Below are 21495 nucleotides of genomic sequence, written 5' to 3'. Positions count from 1 at the left end.
AGATGGATTACGAAAACAATAAATCAGAAAAACTTATGAAGTTAATTGCTAAAAAAGATCTTCTATTGATACTGTTTATTTTTGTTGCCTTAAGTGGCTGTAAGAAGCTTTACAACTTTCCAGATGAGAAAGATTATCTGAGTAATAATGTAAACTTTAGCAATAAGATCCTTGAGCCGATTATTGGCAGAAATAATCTAATCGGTGGCTTTAACGGAGATAACTCTACTCAGCCAATCACCTTTGAAATTGTAAATCCACGCTGGGGAGATGGAAGAGTAGTGACTGATATCTTTCAGAAGGTGCCCACATATGTATGGACTGCTCCCTATACAGGTTTAGAAAAATCCTTGGCTGAAATCGAAGCCAAAAGAAAAATTGAATCTCATCAGCTTTTTGAGATGCGCCCTTCAGGAGAATTTATTCTTTGGGGGTCGTCAACCAATCAACTGGTTTCCCCGCGACCAACCGACAGTACAAATTTTGCGCAGGATACGCGTTTCTTTGATGTTAAGGTGAAAAATTCGGGCGGGGAAAGACTGATTCGTGACTTTCAGATCAGACCATGGCGGGAGCGTCCGTATGAACCCTCAAATGATATTAATTTATATAGCGGATTGCCTGCGCCAGACCCAAAATTTCCTCTAGATAAAACGCTCAGGGATTATATACGTCCATTTTTAACCAATGTAATTGGCGAAACGTCAAACCAGGCACTGGTTAGTAACGACGATAAAAAAGATGTGGTTGTATATATCCGTCCGTTTTCCGGCGGTAACGGACATTCGCTTAGAATTAAGGTGTTAAATAAAGATCTGGTTGAGATCAATCCGGCTTTCTTCAATGAGACTGTATGGGATAAAATGATTCATGGATTTAATTTCCAGAAAACTGATAAGTATGTTCAGTATGACGTAGCCTATCCGATTCCCCTGGTTGAAATTCCAACCTCTTATGCTACAGGTGGCTCCAGAGCAAGGGTAAATCTAAGCTATTCAAGGGGTGCTTTCGGTGGAGGTCGTACCGTGGCCAACTTTGGTATCGATTTCGCCATCTACAAGGCAGGAGACTGGGAAATTGTTTTTCACTTTAAAACAGAGAATCCAAAATTCGCTAGCGAATAGGGTAACGTTTAACGCTATTTATTATGAAAAGAAATATACTTTTTTATATCATACTTATTGTATGTATAATCTGTGGTACTCATGCTTATTCACAGCAAAAGACCATGATTCTCAATGGTAAGGTTGTGGATAAGGAAACCAAACAAGGAGTTCCTGGGGTTTCTGTAATTCTTGAGGAGACCAATAAGGGTTTGACACAAACAAGTGGTAGCGGACAGTTTACTGTCAATGTACCAATAGGGTCAACGCTATTATTTAAATTTTTGGGTTTCAATACCCAAAAATATAAAGTTACCGGCTCGAATAATGTGACAGTTACTATCAGTGAAGATCGTACTGCACTTGATGATGTAATCATTGTGGCATACCAAAATCGGTCGAAACAGACAACGACCGGTTCCTCAGTGTTAATCCAAGCTAAAGAAGTTCAGGATATTCCGGTATCAAACGTCGAGCAACTGCTTCAGGGTAAAGTGCCAGGATTGAACATACAAAATAACACTGGTGCTCCGGGATTCAGGGGATCTGTACAGGTTCGTGGTTTGTCCAGCCTGACAATTTCAGGCAGTGGTAATGAATCTTTCTTGCAGCCTACCTCACCATTATACATCATTGATGGCGTGCCACTTGATGCAGACAAGGCTGCTGAATTCGGTTTTCAAACTCAGGGACCTGGTGTGAGCCCACTCTCGCTCATACCTCAGGAAGATATTGAGAATATCCAGATTCTAAAAGATGCACAGGCCACCGCAATGTACGGGTCAAGAGGGGCTTACGGTGTTATTATCATTACCACCAAAAGAGGTAACTCTAAAGTTCCGAGAATAAGATATGTAACCAATGCTTTCGTGAATGCCCCGCCAAAACTTCGTGAAACTTTGGGTGGTAACTCCGAGCGACAATTGAAGATTCAGCAGATCATTCTCAATGCATCAAATGTGGATGATATACGAAGAATTTCCAACACTCCATTCTTGTCGGACAGCTTAAATGCTTACTGGAATAATTCCACTGATTGGCAAAGTGTATTCTATCAAAGCACCTACAATCAAAGTCATAACCTGGCGTTGGACGGTGGTGATCCGAAGTTTAACTACAAGGCGAACGTGGGCTATTACACAGAAAAAGGAGTAATCAAAAATACAGGTTATGATCGTTACAACCTTAACATGAACATGGAGTTCAAACCCAACGACAAGTTCAGGTTCTTCGGTTTCATTAATGGATCAGTAGGTAAGCAGAATAAAGGTAATGGAGTAGGGTTATTGCAATCAGGTGTTGCTCAAAATGGCCAGGCATCCAGTTTACTTCCCCCGCCATCATTTTATCAGGCATCAGGAGGTGTACTATCTGCATTGCAAACGTTAAATGATAACAATTCCCGAAACTTAAGAACAAATGTGGAAGCACGCTATGAATTCATTCCTGGTCTTGCTGCCTCGTCAACATTAAGTTACGATTATACATCTGATACAGAATCGACATTTACCCCTGCCGCCGCAAATGGCCAGTTTTCTAAACTTTATGATTATGTGGGTAGAAACTACCAGTTGTATAACCGTAATGGTATTACATATGCTAAAACCTTCGGTGATAAGCACAACCTGTTTATAAACACATTTAACGAAATTTATAAACAAGGAAAACAAGCTGGTATTACTTTACAGCAAAGAACGCCTAACGACCAATACCAGGGACCTGTAGGTTATGATGCTTATTACTCCAGAGGGGGAGGTGTATTAGAGAATTATAGGAATGCTACTATTGCATCTTTTGCTGGTTCCGTTTCATACGACTATGACAAAAAATACGTAGCTGAACTTTCTTATCGTCTGGATGGTACCTCGTCAACTGGTTTAGATAATCCGTATTCTAAAAATCCTTCAGTGGGTTTGAGATGGAACTTCAATAAAGAGAACTGGTTAGCAGATAAAAAATGGCTATCTTATGGTAGTTTAAGATTAACCTGGGGACAAAATATTGTTCCAAGCGGTAACCTGGAAAGCATCTACGGGATTTACAATCTAAACGGCAACTTCAACAATAACCCTACGATTGGAATCAACTATAACATCATTCCTAATCCATCTCTTAAACCTACTACTACTAGTCAGTATAACCTGGGCTTTGACTTAGGTTTATTCAATGAGCGTGTAGCAATCAACTTCGATACCTATTATAAAAAGGTTGACAACCTACTCTATGAAAGCCGCTTATCCAATATTACAGGCTTTAATATTTTAGCTAGCAATGACGCTGCTATTGCCAATTATGGTACTGAGGTGATGATCACTTTCAGGCCTGTAGTAAAAAAAGATCTTGATATCTCAATTTCTTTGAATGGAGCAATTAACCGGGATGTATTGCTTCGTCTCCCTTCAGAATATAATGGGCAGGATATTCGTTTTGACGACTCCGGGTATTTACAGCATGTAGTTTACCGCGTTGGAAGAAATACTTTGTCAAACTATTTACGCATTAATCAGGGGGTATATAAAACTGATGGAGATGTGCCTGTAGATCCGGTTACCGGAAAGAGATATCAATCGAACGGACAGTTTTTTCTTGGTGGGGATCCAATACTGAAAGATGTTAACGGCGATTATATTCTAGATGACAGGGACTATGAAATCACCGGCAATTCACAGCCATTGATTACAGGAGGTATCTCTACCAATATCAGATATAAGAACTGGGGATTAAATATCTATGCTGTTTATACTGCAGACCGTACAATTTTGAACAATGCTCTCGCAGATAGGATAGCAATTATGCGCGACCCATTCTCTCAAACATCAGTGGTGCCATTAAATGATCTTAATATCTGGAAAGCTCCGGGTGACATGGCAAAATATCCATATCCATACGATTATAAACGTTACAATCAGATTCAGCCTTTAAGAGCTGATCAAACCCTGTGGCAAGAAAGTGGCAGTTACCTGAAGATCAATAACGTCACTCTTTCATACATGTTCGATAAGAAACTGATCAGGCGGTTCGGGCTAAATCAATTGAGAATTTATGCCTCTACAAATAACCTGATAACGTTCTCTAAATATAGCGGACCAAATCCGGAAAACGTAACCACCCTGGGAAGAGATATTTCCACGGGGTATCCGGTTCCACGTACTTATAATATTGGTTTAAACTTAGAACTTAATACAGGCAACTAATCTACTATTGTTATGAAAAAAGTTATTATATATACATTACTCTTAGTGGCATCATTCTGTTTGCCATCGTGTAAAAAGTTTCTTGATATCCAGCCTTTGGATAAATTATCAGGAAACAACTTTTTCCAATCTAAGGAAGATGTGGTTGCAAACATTTACGATTTATCGAGAATTGTTTTTGGGAAATACAACGAAACACATTTTATTGGCGCCACAGGCGAATACAGGTCTGGCGAGGTACAATATGAAAGTCAATCGGACCATGCACCAGCACGTGCATTTGTCGAATATTTGGGTAGAAATGATTTGTTAACTGTTCTTAATAATTCCTTTCCGTGGTCGAGTGACATTAATTACAATTTCAATTCAATTACTGACTGGCGGGCTTATTATCAAGCTATTCAGGGTGCAAACATATTAATCGCCAAGTTGGACGAAGGCGTTCCGGGTGTAACGGAAACAGAAAAAAATGCATTTAAGGCTGAAGCAGCATTCATCCGCTCACTGAGCTATTTTATTATGGTGCGCCTTTATGGTAATGTGGTCTATTACACTGATGCTTTTCATGCTACACCCCTTCCACGGGAGAATTTTGTATCAGTATTAAATAAATGTATTGCCGATTTAAAAACCCATAAAAACAATATTGCATGGACTTATACTGACCCATCCATTAAAGGAGTGAGGGCAAACCGTGGAAGCATAGTTGCTTTAATCATGGAGATGAATATGTGGAATGCAGGTTTTGATCCGGGAAATGCCAATAAATATTACCAGGAAACTGCTGATTTAGGAAAAGAGCTAATTGCAAGTAAGGCGTTCAGGCTATTGCCGATCTCCGAATGGGCAACAGTAATTAAAGGAAGGTCAGATGAAAGTTTATTCGAGTTTTACAGAAGTATCAACTATGGAGATGCCAATTCAAGTGTATCACCAATTGCTGATATGTTTATTCACTATCCCTATAAGCGGCCGGAATATACCCACCGCGTGAGCTTTGCTTATTATCGTGGAGAGTACATGCAAAAGCTTTTTCAAGATGGAAGCGACAGAAGGATAACCGCATGGTTTAACGAGGATATTTTTGCTGATAACGGAAAGTTTATGTTATTAAAATACGCGCAGAATGCATTTGCTACAGGAGAAGAGAATGCCAATCCAGATAATACTTTTATGGTTTTCCGTTACGGTGGCGAAATTCTGCTTGCCGCAGAGGCGCTTGCCGAACTTGGTCAGGATGCGGATGCGATCACTATGGTGAATATGATTAGGGATCGTGCCCAGGCCTCAAAATACTCAGGCGGCGGCGGTTCAGCACTTAAAGATTTCATTTTTTATGAACGATCGAGAGAATTGATTGGTGAAGGGCACCATTATTTTGATTTGGTTCGGACAAAAAGGATTTTAAGTAACCAATGGTCTTATAATGTTTTAACGGCTGATAAATTCAATCGCGGGGCATGGACATGGCCATTAAATTCGAATGCCAGAAATAATAACCCTTACGTAGTTTTAAATGACTATTGGGTAAATGGTGGTAATTAATTGATTAGAAAAGATTAAGATATGAAAAAGCTAATAATGATATGTGCAGCATTTTTACTGGTCTTGAGCGCCTGTAAACGTGATGAGTATTATATAGATGGTGGCAAAGCAAATCCAGATTATCAGGGGAATATGCTGCAATACCTGCAGGCTAAAAAAGTGCCATTTGATACCGTGGCCCAAATTGTAAAACTTGCAGGGATGGAGAAACAGTTCAGTAGTGAAGACTTTACTTTTTTTGCCTTTGATGATGATGTAATTAAAAGGACGATTGGGACTGTTCGAACAAACGGCCTTAACAATTTACTGTTTTATTCAGGCAAAGATACGGTGAAAACCCTTGATCAGATCTCACCGCTAATCTGGAAAAAATACCTTCAGCGTTATATGTTTAAAGGAGTAAATCGTTTGAAAGATTATACCCAGATTGACCTGGGGCTGAGATCGATTTATCCCGGAGCTTTATACTATGATTACAATAATACTGTGTCAAATATTGGAGTTTCCTTTGGTGATGCGAATGGAATCAGATATATCGGTTACCGAAACCTGGTATTTTCCTATATCCCCGATATCTCGAAACCCAACGACAACTGGATTTCTGTGAACATTGCATCATCGGATATCAAGCCTACCAACGGTGTTGTACATTCGCTAGCTTATTCCGGAGCTTATTTAGGCTTCAGTTTGTATGAGTTTTTCAATGATGTGTACACTACTGGTTTAACTCAAAGTACATCCAAATAATAAGGTTTAATATTAAAGGAATTTGAACATGAAAAAAATTAAATACATTCTTACGATATTTTTCCTGATTGGCTTGATCATTCAAGGCTGTAAAAAGGAAGAAGAACTTGGAGAAGAGCCTTATGGTGTAGGCAAACAGCCGCTCGGAGTTTTGATCAGTCAGACAGCGCCACCTGTTCCGGCAGAAGGAATAGTGGGAACGACTGTTACCATTAAAGCAACTGGACTGATGCCTTTTAAAGATCAGCTGACCTTTATGTTTAATGGTGAAAAGGCGGAAGTTGTGAGTGTAACAGCTACAGAAATCACTGTAAAAGTGCCCGCAGCCGGCAGTACAGGAAATGTTTCCATTGCCATTGGCGATCAATTGGTTGTAGGGCCGCAATTTACGGTAACAGGTTTGGTGAAAAATGACATCACCTGGAAGGCGAGCCTGGGAGCAAACGGATATGTAAGTCAGTTCTATGAAATGAATGATGGCCGGGCAATTGTTGTAGGCTCTTTTACCAATTATGACAATAAGGGAATTGTAACTCCGATAAATAGAATTGCAAGGGTTTCTTTGGATGGCGAGTATGACCGAACCTTCAGAACCGGACGCGGAGCCAATGGTTCGCTTTCCAGAGTGATGGAAATTGGCGGACGCTTCATCATTGCCGGAGGTTTCAGCGGCTATAACCAGCGCACAGAAAACATCAGTAACATCACCAGTTTGTTTCCTAATGGAGCTATTGACACAGTTTACATCCGCACACAACGCAGACCCACATTAACCGATACCACAACGCATAAATGGTTTCCAAAGTTCAACGGTGGAACAAATGCATTCATCAATCGTGTTTATCCTCATCAAGGCAAAATTTTGGCTACCGGAAGTTTCAGATACTATGTAAAAAGAGATTACCGTAGAGCGAATTATGATAATACCAGAGACACCGTGATTATGGATAGTACGGATATCAGGCAAATCCTACGTTTTAACTTAGACGGATCGCTGGATAAAACTTTCCGTTTCAACACAGCGACCAACAAAGGAGGTGTTAGTGCAAACGGACCTATTGATACTTATATGCACACTGATGCTACAAACTTTGAAAAGCTAATGGTATGGGGTAATTTCAGCACTTTTGATGATCAGCCTGCTGTAAGAATATTGCGCTTAACAGCTGCAGGAGCTAAAGATCCATCGTTTAATCCAGGCACTGGTGCCAACAACGGTATTGGGTCTTTAACTTATAATGCTACCACCAGGAAATATTTAATTACCGGGACTTTCACTCAATATAACGGTAAACCAGCAAATGGTATTGCATTATTGAACGAGGACGGATCATTAGATGAATCGTTCAGTGCAAAAGCCTATGAAGGGGGATATCCATACTTTGCCCGGCAGCTTTCTACAGGTTTAATTGTTGTGGGGGGCGATTTCAGAAAGTATGATAACATCACCAGAAATGGATTTATGATTCTCACCGCTGCAGGAGCGCTTGCTCCTGGTTATAATACTACCGGCCCTTTCAATGGCGGATTATCTGATGTGATTGAAACTAAATCGGCCGATGGTAAGAAAGCATTATTGCTGATTGGTGGTTTTAATCGCTTTGATAACCAGCCCTATAATAATATTATCAGAATGACTATTGAATAACTGGAACAGAAGCCTAATCAAATATAAAAGATGAGCAAGATGAAAAAATATAAATTATTGTTCGGCCTTATGGCCACAATGATGACCATTGCAATATTTTCCTGTAATAAAGATTTCGATAGAACTCTTACCGAGAAAGATGGGACAGATACCACAAATGTCAGGTATGGAAATCGGAAGGTTTTGTACTTAGTTGTTGATGGAGCAAGAGGCCAGTCTGTGTCAACTGCAAACATTCCGAACATTACAGCCCTACTCCCAAATGCTATCTATAGTTGGGTTGGCCTTAATGAACCAGAGGTAACCTTGGATGCCTCCAACTGGGCCAGTATGCTTACTGGTGTGAAGAAAGCAAAGCACATGGTGACTAACAATGATCTAACAAACAATAATCTACAGAATTATCCGGCAGTTTTTAAACGGATAAAGGACAACAGATCAAGTACAAAGATAGCCTCATACACATCTTCGTCGGTGTTCCAAAAGCTTACTGCTGATGCAACTATTAACAGTTTATTAACTAATGACGACGCGGTTAAAGCTGCTGTGATCAACCAACTCAAAACAGACACCGCTTCCGTTATTTTAGGTCATTTTACTGACGTTGAAAAAGCAGGAGCTTCTGTTGGCTATGATAACTCCTTTCCAGCCTATAAAACTGCGATTGAGAAATTTGATTCGACCGTAGGAGAGATATTAGCAGCGCTGAAAAAACGCGCTAATTATATTAACGAAGACTGGCTAGTTGTTATCGCTTCAAGCGATGGTGGAGCGTACGCATTGCCTGCTAATTCAGATGACCAAACCATTTTCAGCAAGCCTGCTAATAATGCATTTATCATTTATTATAGCCCTACCTATCAAAAAAGGATTATCGTGAAACCCTTTACTGGAAACCGCTACCTGGGGAAATCCATCAAGTTTGTTGGAGAAGAACCAAGGGCTGAAATTGCAGGGGCAGATGCTGCGGTTTACAATATTGATGATACCACTAAAATGACTATAGAACTTAAAGTCAAAAAGAACCAGGATATATTCAGGTGGCCCAGTGTTTTAGGCAAAAGAAATGAATGGTCAAGTGGACATCCTAGTGTAGGCTGGGTAATATATCTTGAAGAAGGGTATTGGTATTTTGAGTGGCGCGGTACTAAAGACAGCGATTACAAGCAATGCCGCGGCGGTGATATTAGAAAAGGCAGATGGGAAAATCTTTCGGTAAAACTGGAGCAAAGGGGAAATCAACGTTTTATACGAACTTACACCAATGGTGTTTATAATAATGAGGTTGAAATTACTGCTTCAGGTTCTTTGGCTAACTCAAACCCGTTAAAACTCGGATTTTTAAATGGATCAGGTCATGGTGTTCCAGATTTTTATGTAACTGATATCAGATTTTTTAAACTCAGTGTTCCTGATGGAGTAATTGGTAACTATGCTTGCGAAACATCGATTGACCAGAGTCACCCATCCTATAACTATTTAGTGGGTTACTGGCCGGCAACTGACGGTAACGGCAATAAAATGGCAGATCTTTCCTCACAGGCTCATGATTTTACTCTTATAGGTGCGTTTACCTGGGAAAATTTCAACGATTTAATCTGTCCTCCAGATGCAGGCACACTGGCCGTATTAGTTCCGCAAACGTCAGACATTCCTTCCCAGATACTCAATTGGCTAAAAATCGCCAACAGGCAAACCTGGGGACTTGATGGTAGAGTTTGGTTGGATCAGTAAGTAATATTTGATAATTAATATATCAACAATGAAAAAAATTATATACTCCGTTTTGGTAGTATTCACCACCATGGTGGTATTCTACTCCTGTAAAGAATCTCAAATAGAGGATTTAAAACAGCCTGATGCAGCAACAAGAAGTATTACAGGTGAAGGAATCTCTATAGGTAATGTGAGCATCGATAACCAGTTCGTAAAGGTTCCATTTAAAATATCATTATCTGGTGTCGCTGAAGAAGCCTTTCAGGTGGGGTTAACTTTAAATAATGATACGGTAACCCAGTTAATCAACAACGGAACCCTGACCAATGCAGTGTTGATGCCTACAGGGTCAGTTGAATATCCGAACGTTATCAATGTAGCTTACGGAGCTGATAATGGTGAAGGAATTGCTACGGTTAGACGAGCCGCTCTTGAAAAATATTTTGGTAAAAAAGTTGTATTTGCTTTAAAGCTTTCAGCGCCCGGAAAAGGAAATAAAATAGCTTCCGGAAAATCGACGATATTGGTTGTTATTAATACCGCTGATTTACTTAAGGCAACAGATATTCATTACCTCACTTTAAACGGTGGTGGGGTTTTCAATGTTGTACAGGGGTCAAATTATATTATCGGTCCTGCAGGGGTAACTATTCCGCTGGTGGTAAGTTTAGAAAATACACCAACCGGTGCCTTTAATATCAGTATTAAAGACAACGTGGACACCATTGCTACATTAGCTCGAGCAGGCACCATTCCGTCAAATTCGATTCACCTTGCAGCAAGTGACTTTGCGTTGGACACTTTAGTGCGTTTTGCAACCGGAGCATCAAGTGCAACGGTACGTTTATCTATACCATGGCCAGTTTTCGATGCCAACATTAGTGCGAACAAAAGGTTTGCCTTTGCGCTAAGTATCAAGCAATCTACGAATCATGTTATACACCCAACTAAGAGCAAAATAATTGTGGTAGTTGATCCCAGTGTGAATCTGGATAACAACTCTTATATCACCGGTAATGGTACCGGTTTAATTGCAAAGTACTATACCAATTATCAGTTAGATCCAGATGATGGAAGAGCGCCTTTCGTCACCAGAATCGATGAGAGTATCAACTTTAGTGGCGATGGATGGCCTGATGGCGTTAAGAACAGTGCAAACGTTTCTTTAAGTCGCGACAACTTCGCAAGCAGATGGACAGGCGAATTCCTGGCTCCGGTTCGTGGAACCTATACCTTTTACCAAACACGCTGGGATGATGGTTCGAGATTATACGTGAATGGTGTTGCTTTGGTCAACGACTATACTACCCAATGGGATAAGGATACCAGAAAAGGGACCATATTTCTTGAACGGGGCAAAAGATATAGGATAGAAGCTCACCACAGAGAAAATGTCGGTGGTCAGCAAGCTTACCTGGAAATTGAAGTGCCCAATGTTTTAAGCAAACGTGTTATACCAAAAAGTCAACTATTTCCTACGCCTTAAAAATTGACAGATATGAAAAATAATATAAAAAAATTGTTCAGCGTATTTTCGCTATTGCTGCTCATTGTGTTGTTAACCGTTAAATGTAAAAAAGATGAGGCAGTGGAAATTATTCAGGAGATTGAAGAACCAAAACCAGTTGTGGCTTTTGATTATGCCCTGCCAGACCCCACCAAGTTCCTGGAAGTTAAATTTAATGCAACACCGCAAAATTATAAATCGCTTCTATGGCAATTTGGTGATGACAGCACATCAGTTGAAGTTTCACCCAAGCATGTTTACCGGTTTCCAGGGAAGTATCACGTAGTTTTAACTGCCCGAAACGGACAAGGGTATACCGCTGTTAAAGAAATCGATATTACAGTGGTTGACCCAACAATAAACTATTCTATTTGTGGAGAAAATTATATTCAGACCATTGGAGGCATATTTTCAGTAAATTTAGAGGCCGGGGCTGGTCCGGATAGTGGTGAGGGATCCAAGAAGCTAGTGGATGGTGATACGAAAACTAAATTTTTACAAGCAGGATTCGATGGCACTCAGCGATGTACATTTGAGTTAAGAACTCCGCAGGTTGTGGGAGCCTATACATTAACCTCAGGTAATGATGCAGCAGACCGTGATCCTAAATACTGGATTTTGCAGGGTTCAACGGATGGTATTCAATATCGGGATTTACATACAGTAACTTCTTGCCCTTGGGAAAATACAAATACTGGAACAAGCAGAAATCAAACGAAACTATTTCATTTTGACAACTATGTTGCCTATAAGTTCTACCGTCTTTACATTAAACAGACCAGATCTGCAAGGGTATTTCAGCTATCGGAATGGACCATTAATAAAAAACAACCCTAGTTAACGCTCTGGTTTTACATGCAAGTTTGGAAATACATGGGGCATAAAACCTCATGTATTTTTGCATGTCAAGCAGAAATTACAATGGATAGCAGATAAATTTTTATACATTAGTAAAACGTTTAACTGCTTCTATTTTCTAACCGAAAACACACACACAATTATGAATAGAATTAAAATTTTTAAATTATTAGGCATAATCGGCTGCGTCTTTTTGAGCGGTTTACTCCATGCTCAGGAGCGAAAGGCGCCTTCCTATCCATTGATTACACACAACACTTATTTTAGTATCTGGTCCAATACAGATGAACTTACCGCTTCTTCTACAGCGCACTGGACTGGTGCAGACCAATCCTTATTGGGATTAATAAATGTTGATGGTAGTATTTACAGATTCTTAGGCAAAGAAACACCAAGCTATAAAACGGTATTAGAAACTTCTGACGAGAAAGGTTATGAGGTAAAATACACAGAAAATAAACCCGAGGGGGATTGGAATGCATTTAGCTATTCTGCAACCGGATGGAAAACCGGTTCTGCTCCTATAGGTGATGATGAAAAGAATGTTAAAACATTATGGAAATCTCATGATATTTGGGTAAGGAGGAATTTTACTTTAGCAAATCCTGCTTCGATAAACGAACTTTTCCTGAAAATTAATCACGATGATAATATTGAGGTTTTCCTGAATGGTAAAAAAGTATATGATAAGGAAGGATGGACCAATAGCTTCCAATATATAGCACTCAGCAATAGTGGTAAAAATGCATTAAAAGCAGGCCAGAACGTGATTGCTATCCACCTTTTGAATACTGCAGGTGGACGTTATCTTGACTTCGGTTTGGTGAATAAAGAGAAAGATGATGCGCAAAAAGTTCAGTTGGCTAAACAAAAGAGTGTTGATGTGAAAGCCACGCAAACCATTTATAACTTTACCTGTGGTAAAGTTGATTTGAAATTAACTTTTACTTCTCCGCTTTTAATGAATGATTTGGGACTGTTTGCAAGACCTGTGTCCTATATTACCTATCAGGTTAAGGCTAACGACAGCAAAACCCACCAGGTAAAAGCATACCTAAGTGCCTCATCTAATATCGCCGTATATAGACCCTCACAGGAAGTTAGCGTAACAAAATATGCGACCGCTAATCTATCTGTGTTAAAAACAGGAACTTTAGAACAACCTGTTTTACAAAAAGCAAGTGATGACATGCGTATTGACTGGGGTTACTTCTATGTGGCAACTCCAAAAACCTCAGGAAGCATTCAATTTGTAACCAGCGAGAAAGATGCAGCTAATGCTTTTAGAAAGGGAAATGCGGCATCAACAGCAAAACAAGGGAAGATGCTGGCATTAAATACCATTATTCCTTTTGGTAACGTAGGGAAAAATGCAGTGGAGAAATTTGTGGAGCTGGGATATGATGAAATTTATTCAGTTCAGTATTTCAATAAGAACTTAAGACCATGGTGGAACACTTCGGGTAAAGAAACCATTGAAGGACAACTAAGTGATGCTGCAGTACAATATAAAGCGGTAATCGCTAAATGCGAGGCATTCAATAAGTCTGTTTATGCTGATGCTTTAAAATCTGGTGGTAAAGAATATGCAGATTTATGTGTTTTAGCTTATCGTCAGAGTATTGCTGCTCATACTTTGGTAAAAAGCCAGCAGGGCGAAATTTTGTGGTTATCTAAAGAGAATAATAGTGGTGGCTTTATTAACACGGTTGATGTAACTTATCCGTCTGCGCCTCTGTATCTAATTTACAATCCATCTTTGTTACAAGGCATGCTCAATGGTATTTTTTATTTTAGTGAAAGTGGAAAATATCCCCATCCATGGGCTGCTCACGATTTAGGAACTTACCCTTTGGCAAACGGTCAGACTTATGGTGAGCCTATGCCGGTAGAAGAATCCGGTAACATGATTATATTAACTGCTGCTATTGCAAAAGCACAGGGAAATGCTGATTACGCGAAACTACATTGGAAAACGCTCACTACCTGGGTTGACTACTTAACCAAAGAAGGCTTAGATCCTAAAACACAATTGTGTACTGATGATTTCGCCGGGCACCTCGCAAGAAATGCAAATTTATCAGTTAAGGCAATAGTTGGTATAGCCTGTTATGCACAAATGGCTGAAACGCTGGGCTATAGGGAAACAGCTACAAAATATAGAGCTATCGCCGAAAGCATGGTGCCAAAATGGATTGAAATGGCAGAAGCCGGAGATCATTATGCGCTTACCTTTGATGATAAAAATACCTGGAGCCAAAAGTATAACCTGGTTTGGGATAAAGTACTAAACTTAAATTTGTTTCCACAGAAAATCTATAATACCGAAACAGCTTATTACCTGAAGAAACAAAACCGATATGGGATTCCACTGGACAGCAGAAAAGCATATACTAAAAACGACTGGATTTTATGGACGGCTACCTTTGCTCCAACACGTGAAGATTTTGAAGCTCTGGTACATCCGGTTTACAAACATGCCATTGAAACTGAATCACGAGTTCCCCTGAACGATTTTTATGATTCCAATACCGGGATCCGCGATAATTTTAAAGCTAGAAGTGTTGTAGGAGGTTTTTACATGAAAATGTTTGCTGATAAATTGAACGGCCAATAGATAACTATAGTCAAAACTAAAAAGGCTCGCAGATTTGCGGGCTTTTTTAGTCTTGTTTTAAAAGTCAAACTCCAATTGATTGCTTTCTGACTTCTCCATCGGTGCGTCATCGTGAAACCTGGAAAGTGTGATTCCTAATAATCTTACTTTTGTAAACCCAAGATCTGCCTCCTGTAAAAGTCTTATCGCTTCCATATATATTGCTTCGGCTTTATCAATAGAAAAAGCAAAAGACCGGCTGCGGGTGATGAGCTTAAAGTCTTCAAATTTTATTTTAAGTGTAACCGTTTTGCCGCTAAGCTTATACTTTTCCAGTCGCTTTGCTACTGTCTCGCTTATTTGTCTCAGCAAATCATGCATTACTGCGTCGTCATTGGTGTCCTCGGCAAGCGTATCTTCGGCGCCTACCGATTTAGTCTCGCGGTGTGCACGGACAGGCCTATCGTCAATGCCCCGGACAATCTGATAGTAGAACTTCCCTGATTTGCCAAACTGTGCGATGAGTTGTTCCTGACTTAAATTCTTAAGATCGGCCCCCGTGTTGACTTGCATTGCTTTCATTTTTGCAGCGGTAACTTTGCCTACACCGAAAAACTTTTCTACAGGAAGTTTTTCCATAAATGATTTGATTTTAGAGGGGCCAATGAAAGTCAGACCATCAGGTTTATTCATGTCTGATGCCACTTTCGCGACAAACTTATTAATGGAAACACCCGCAGAAGCAGTTAAATTCAATTCATTTTTAATGGCATCTTTTATTGACCTGGCGATATCGATAGCCGAACCGATACCCAATTTATCTTCTGTAACATCCAGGTAGGCTTCATCCAATGACAGGGGCTCAATGAGATCAGTATAACGGCTAAAAATTTCTCTTATAGACTTCGATACAGCAGAATAGGCATCAAAACGTGGATATACAAAAATTGCTGTATGGCATAACTGGTAGGCCTTACTACAAGACATGGCTGATCTTATTCCGTAAATTCTGGCTTCATAGCTGGCTGTAGCCACAACTCCCCGGCTATCAGGTTTGCCTCCCACAACCAGAGGCTTTCCACGGTATTCCGGAAAATCGCGCTGTTCTACAGATGCGTAAAAGGCATCCATATCGATATGAATGATTTTTCTTAAAACTGTAGTTGGTTGATCAGACATCTGAATGAATAAATGTCGGAATTTATTCTTGATTTTTGGAACAAAAAACCTTGGCGATACAGGTGATCATTTGCTTGAAACTTTTTAAAGGGGAATTAAATAACCATAGGTTAAGCCTATGTGAGGCAACTGAGTTCGCGTTAAGCAATTGCCTGAGAGAATTTTCTTCAAGGAAGTTATTGAGGATTAATGTTTAGTGTATAATTTTTCGATAGCCTTAGTTTAGCAGAAATTCAACCTTATTTAAAAGTGAATCCATTTCAAAAGGTTTTTCCATAAAGTCGTTTGCACCAGCGTCCATGGCAGATTGCCGTATATCCCTACTTGCCGAAATCATTAAAATTGGAATGTCTTTGAATTCTGGATCGCTTTTTAATTGTTTGCAAATATCACGTCCGTCGTGCCCGCTCATCCATATATCAAGAAGGATTAAATCTGGTCTGTTTTTCACTGCCTCAATTACTGACCCGCCATCATAAGTATAATTAACGTCGTATCCCATCACTTCCAAAATCATTGTTACTGCGTCCACTATACCCTCATCGTCGTCGGCGATGAATATTTTCTTAGTTCCCATTTGTAAAAGTTATTTCCATCAAACCATTTGTTTGTGTGCTGACATAAGCCGGATCGATACTACAACAGTAGTAATACCAATATTCGAGTATTTGTTTTAAAAAAAAGAGTAATTCAAATAAAAACTTCTGCTTGCCTTATTCTACAATTATCTAAAAAATGATCTACAACTGAAACATTTTCTCATCAAGAAAGCATTGATTATAGTCAATTAACCCTGCTTTTTATCTAATTTATTATTAAATGCTTTGTTGGTCAGTGTTTTGTGAAATATTGTGGCGTATTTAGCATTTTTATCATTTATATTTACCTCATCAAATCGACGTTTTAAAAGGTTTACAGCCATCAATGGATAGTATTAATATTAAAGAATTAGCTGAAGCATTAAACTTATCTACTTCTACAATTTCGCGTGCTTTTAGGGATAACAGTGATATTAGTGTTGCTACCAAAGAGCTTATTCTATCCAAAGCCAGGGAATTAAATTATCAACCCAACCATTATGCCAGTAACTTAAGGGAACAGAAAAGTAAAACAATTGCGGTGATTGTACCGGAGTTGGCGAACAACTACTTTTCACAGGCTATACATGGAATTGAGCGTGTAGCAAGGGAAAAGGGCTACCACATCTTGATTTACGTAACTGACGATGATTATACCAAGGAAGTCAACTTTATTCGCCACTTGCACAATGGAAGGGCCGATGGTATTGTGATGTCGGTATCGGGTGAAGCCAATGATCACAACTATTTAAATAAATTCGGAATAAAAAGGTTACCGTTAGTCTTTTTTGATAGAATTTATGAAGATATCCAAACCCCACGAGTGATTACTAATGATTATGAAAGTAGTTTTTCAGCTACTGAGCATCTAATTGAGCAGGGGTGTAAACGAATTGCCTATATGGTGGTAAACAAAAGTTTGTCTATTGGCAAAACCAGGATGCAGGGCTATATTGATGCACTCTCGAAGCACCATATAGCTTTTGAAGAACATTTGATTATTGATTGCAGCAACAGTTATGATGAAAACAGTATCATAGTAAAACAGGCGTTAATCGATTTGAAGCCTGACGGTGTTTTTACTTCTGTTGAACGCCTTGCCTTTGCTACCTATTATGCCTGTTATGATTTAAATATAAAAATCCCACACGATTTAAAGGTGATCAGCTTCTCAAGTCTGGAGATCGCGCCACTGTTGAATCCGTCGCTCACCACTATCACTCAACCTGCTACCGAAATAGGGGAGGAAGCTGCCAATCTGCTCTTCAGAATTCTGGACAATCATGATGCGGAAAATCGCATAAATGAAGTGGTTCTGAAATCAAAGATCATTGCCAGAAATTCTACTATGAAATAGCCTCTAAAAAGGCGAAAAATTAGCCGTTTTACAGACCGTTTTTTGATCTGATTTTTTTCAAAAAAAATCTTCACTTAGTGTAAAATAAGCAGAATTTCGATTCAAAACCGGGAACGTTCCCGAAAAACAGCGCTGATTTTTGTCTTTATTGTCGGGAACGTTCCCGAAATAGGCTCTAAAATTCACTTAGTGTAAAATCTACACTTTATTTTACTTGTTGGTGTTTTTAAAATATTGTAAAACAGTTTGTTGTGTTTTGTTGGTTGGCGAATTATTAAACCTTTTATGTTAAAAAATGCGAAATTTTTACTGCTTTCGTTTTGTTTTTTTTGGTTGTGAAATATATTCTTTAAATAAATTTTGAATTACCATTTCGGTCTGTAAATTAGTCCAGTGTGTAATTCACTATAATATTTAACCAAATTTTTATACTTAAACGAGCTTCGAATATGAAAGTATTTTACCTGTTAAAACAGGGGCTTTTGGTGCTGTTGATTTTCTCAGCATTAATCGTAAAAGCACAAACCGGATCGGTATCTGGTACAGTGCTTGATGAAACTGGACAGCCCTTGCCAGGTGCTTCTGTAATTGTTAAAGGAACAACCAGAAGTACTTCAACAGATGTTAATGGAAAATTCAAATTAGCCGCACTCTCAAACGGTTCTATCACAATTGCTGCCAGCTTTATCGGTTACCAGACGCTTGAAAAACCAGTAACGGTTTCAGCGAATGCTACATTGAATTTTCAACTGGTGCCCGATGCACAGAAACTAAATGAGGTTGTAGTAATTGGTTATGGTACGGCTGAAAAGAAAAACCTGACGGGATCAATCACTACGGTTTCTTCGAAAGATTTTCAGAAGGGTACGATCTCCAATCCTGAACAATTAATTCAGGGTAAAGTTGCCGGGGTTAACATTACCCAAAACAGCGGACAACCCGGAGGCGGAAGCCAGATCCGAATTAGAGGTGGGGCTTCACTGAATGCAAGTAATGACCCGCTTATCGTGGTTGACGGAGTTCCCTTTAGTGGTAATTCTATCAATAATGCGCCAAGTCCTTTATCGTTAATTAATCCAAACGATATTGAAACCTTTACCGTGTTAAAAGATGCAAATGCAACAGCCATTTATGGTTCTCGTGCTTCAAATGGTGTAATCCTGATTACGACCAAGAAAGGTTCATCAGGTGCTCCTGTGTTTAATTTCAGTACTAATAATTCAATTGCAACAGTCGCCAAAAAAGTGGATGTACTTTCTTCTGGCCAAATTCGTGATTTCGTAAATGCAAATCCGAATGCAACTTACGATGACGGCAAGACATTCACTGCTTTATTAGGACAATCAAATACTGACTGGCAGGATGAAATTTATCGTAATGCCTACACGACAGATAATAATTTAAGTATATCGGGCTCATTCAAAAATGTTCCATACCGTGTGTCTGCAGGATACCTTGAGCAGGAAGGCTTATTAATCACCGATAAATTTACACGTGCATCAGGTGCATTAAGCTTATCACCAAAATTTTTCAAAGACCACTTAAAAGTTGATTTGAATTTAAAAGGAACATTAACCAATTCGCATTTTGCTAACAGTGGCGCAATTGCAAGTGCAATTCAGTTCGATCCGACTCAATCAGTTAACGCCTCGAATAGTTTTGGAAACTATTTTGAATGGCTTCGTTTAGCTGATGGGAGCATTAATCCAAATGCACCCCGAAACCCGGTCGCTTTAATCAATCTGCAGAATAACAACGGAAATGCTGACAGGAGTTTTGGTAACTTGAGACTTGATTACTCATTTCACTTCCTTCCAGAATTGCATGCTAACCTGAACCTTGGTTACGATGTATCCAAGGGTTACGGTAAAATATCAGTTCCTGCTTTTGCAGCACAAAGTATATCCACTAACGGATCATTTACACGTTCTCTAGCTACCGCAAGTAACAAGGTATCGGAGTTTTATTTGAACTACGCCAAAAATGTTGAAAGTATCAGAAGCCGATTTGATGTAACGGCAGGTTATGGTTATTACGATAATAAAACCACCAATTATAACTTTACAAGCTACAATGGATTAGGCGCAGAGCTGGTAAAACCTGCTAATGCTTTTGATATTCCGAGAGATAAGCTTCTTTCATATTATGGAAGATTTGTATACACTTTGGCTGATAAATATATCCTGTCAGGAACAATGAGGGCTGATGCTTCCTCGAAGTTTTCAGAATCTCAGAGATGGGGTTATTTTCCATCAGCCGGTTTCACCTGGAGAGTTATTGGTGAAAACTTCCTTAAAGACAGCAAGGTGCTGTCTGATTTGAAGTTGAGATTAAGCTATGGACAAACTGGTAATAAGGATGGTATTGGTTATTATGATTATTTATCTAAATATTATAATAACAGCACAACGGGTAAGTACATGGTTGGAAACACTTATTATGACTATTATAGTCCGGCTGCTTATGATCCCGATTTGAAATGGGAAACTACTACTACATATAATGCTGGTATAGACTACGGTTTTGCTAAAGGCCGTATTTATGGAGCAATCGATGTTTACTACAAAAAAACAAAAGACTTATTAAGTAAAGTTAACATTCCGGTAGGAACCAACTTCAATAACGAATTAACAACTAACGTTGGTAACATGGAGGTTAAAGGTGCCGAGGCAAGCATCAACTTCGGAATCATCAGAACAGATGATATGAACTGGGATATCGGCTTCAATGCAGCCTATAATAAAAGAAAGATTACAAACCTTACGCTAAATCCAGATCCAGCTTCCAAGGTTGGTGCCGGAGATATTTCTGGCGGAACAGGAGTTACGTTGAAATACAATGCAGTGAACCAGGTTCCGGGGGCATTCTTTGTTTATAAACAAGTATATAATGCTGCTGGCAAACCTTTAGAAGGGGTTTACGAAGATTTAAATGGTGACGGTGTAATCAATACAAGTGATCAGTACTTCTATAAATCTCCTGATCCCAACTTTACGTTTGGCTTCAATACGGCCTTCAATTACAAAAGGTGGACAATCAGCACTGTTTTAAGAGCAAATATCGGTAACTATATTTATGACAACGTATCATCTAATTTTGGAGTAAGGGCAAATATTTTAAGTTCGGCCGGAGTAATCAACAACGCAGGTTCAGATTTCCTATTCACTAATTTCCAGAATACTCAGTTTCTGAGTGACTATTACATCAAGAATGCATCGTTCCTTAAAATGGATAACCTTGGTTTAGCATTCGATGCAGGGAAATTATCGAAATCTGGTAAAGCAACATTGAGATTAACGGCTAACTGTCAGAATGTGTTTGTGGTAAGCAAATATAAAGGTATCGATCCTGAACAAACTTCAGGTATTGATAACAACCTTTATCCTCGTCCCCGCACATTCACTTTAGGATTAAATCTTGGTTTTAATTAGGCAATGATAAAGGAACATGTTCTATAACATGTTCCA

General features: G+C 39.2%; 13 protein-coding genes. 11 read left to right on the top strand and 2 right to left on the bottom strand.

Annotated elements, in window-relative coordinates; genetic code table 11:
• Positions 1-2 precede the first annotated feature (2 nt).
• The 9 genes from AB669_RS08975 (at position 3) to AB669_RS08935 (ending at position 14935) form a co-directional block, all read left to right on the top strand.
• The gene (locus tag AB669_RS08975) at positions 3-1124 is read left to right on the top strand and encodes a DUF5007 domain-containing protein (protein WP_053058343.1); all 1122 of its coding nucleotides are present in this window, start codon (positions 3-5) and stop codon (positions 1122-1124) included.
• Positions 1125-1147: 23 nt separating this feature from the next.
• Positions 1148-4297 (top strand): SusC/RagA family TonB-linked outer membrane protein, encoded by a 3150-nt coding sequence (locus AB669_RS08970; protein WP_047798917.1) that lies wholly within the window; start codon positions 1148-1150, stop codon positions 4295-4297.
• 12 nt (positions 4298-4309) lie between these two features.
• Complete coding sequence (locus tag AB669_RS08965) at positions 4310-5842, top strand: RagB/SusD family nutrient uptake outer membrane protein (protein WP_047798916.1); 1533 nt, start codon at positions 4310-4312, stop codon at positions 5840-5842.
• Between the two features lie 21 nt (positions 5843-5863).
• Positions 5864-6589 carry a hypothetical protein gene (locus tag AB669_RS08960; RefSeq protein ID WP_053058342.1) on the top strand — a complete coding sequence of 242 codons (726 nt, stop codon included), beginning with the start codon at positions 5864-5866 and terminating at the stop codon, positions 6587-6589.
• A 28-nt stretch (positions 6590-6617) separates the two neighbouring features.
• Positions 6618-8237 carry a DUF5008 domain-containing protein gene (locus tag AB669_RS08955; protein ID WP_047798915.1) on the top strand — a complete coding sequence of 540 codons (1620 nt, stop codon included), beginning with the start codon at positions 6618-6620 and terminating at the stop codon, positions 8235-8237.
• 39 nt (positions 8238-8276) lie between these two features.
• Positions 8277-9971: an alkaline phosphatase family protein gene (locus tag AB669_RS08950; RefSeq protein WP_197082380.1), complete on the top strand. Its 1695-nt coding sequence runs from the start codon at positions 8277-8279 to the stop codon at positions 9969-9971.
• Between the two features lie 28 nt (positions 9972-9999).
• Positions 10000-11439: a PA14 domain-containing protein gene (locus AB669_RS08945; RefSeq protein WP_047798913.1), complete on the top strand. Its 1440-nt coding sequence runs from the start codon at positions 10000-10002 to the stop codon at positions 11437-11439.
• A gap of 12 nt (positions 11440-11451) precedes the next feature.
• Positions 11452-12297 carry a PKD domain-containing protein gene (locus AB669_RS21510; RefSeq protein ID WP_053058341.1) on the top strand — a complete coding sequence of 282 codons (846 nt, stop codon included), beginning with the start codon at positions 11452-11454 and terminating at the stop codon, positions 12295-12297.
• A gap of 163 nt (positions 12298-12460) precedes the next feature.
• A complete protein-coding gene (locus tag AB669_RS08935; protein ID WP_047798912.1) occupies positions 12461-14935 on the top strand; it encodes a glutaminase family protein in 2475 nt (824 codons plus the stop codon).
• A gap of 57 nt (positions 14936-14992) precedes the next feature.
• Here the strand turns inward: AB669_RS08935 and dinB are convergent, their stop codons facing one another.
• Together dinB and AB669_RS08925 are read right to left on the bottom strand one after the other, a co-directional pair.
• Positions 14993-16093, bottom strand: coding sequence for a DNA polymerase IV (gene dinB, locus AB669_RS08930; protein ID WP_047798911.1), 1101 nt, complete (start codon positions 16091-16093; stop codon positions 14993-14995).
• A 217-nt stretch (positions 16094-16310) separates the two neighbouring features.
• Complete coding sequence (locus tag AB669_RS08925) at positions 16311-16670, bottom strand: PleD family two-component system response regulator (RefSeq protein ID WP_047798910.1); 360 nt, start codon at positions 16668-16670, stop codon at positions 16311-16313.
• Between the two features lie 347 nt (positions 16671-17017).
• Between AB669_RS08925 and AB669_RS08920 the strand changes: the two genes are divergently transcribed.
• The gene (locus AB669_RS08920) at positions 17018-18028 is read left to right on the top strand and encodes a LacI family DNA-binding transcriptional regulator (RefSeq protein WP_047798909.1); all 1011 of its coding nucleotides are present in this window, start codon (positions 17018-17020) and stop codon (positions 18026-18028) included.
• A gap of 449 nt (positions 18029-18477) precedes the next feature.
• Positions 18478-21459: a TonB-dependent receptor gene (locus tag AB669_RS08915; protein ID WP_047798908.1), complete on the top strand. Its 2982-nt coding sequence runs from the start codon at positions 18478-18480 to the stop codon at positions 21457-21459.
• The last annotated feature ends 36 nt before the right edge of the window (positions 21460-21495 follow it).

Source organism: Pedobacter sp. BMA (assembly GCF_001027745.1).
Classification (GTDB): Bacteria; Bacteroidota; Bacteroidia; order Sphingobacteriales; family Sphingobacteriaceae; genus Pedobacter.
The sequence above is the reverse complement of the archived record's forward strand: the minus strand, read 5'-3'. Positions and strand labels throughout refer to the sequence as shown.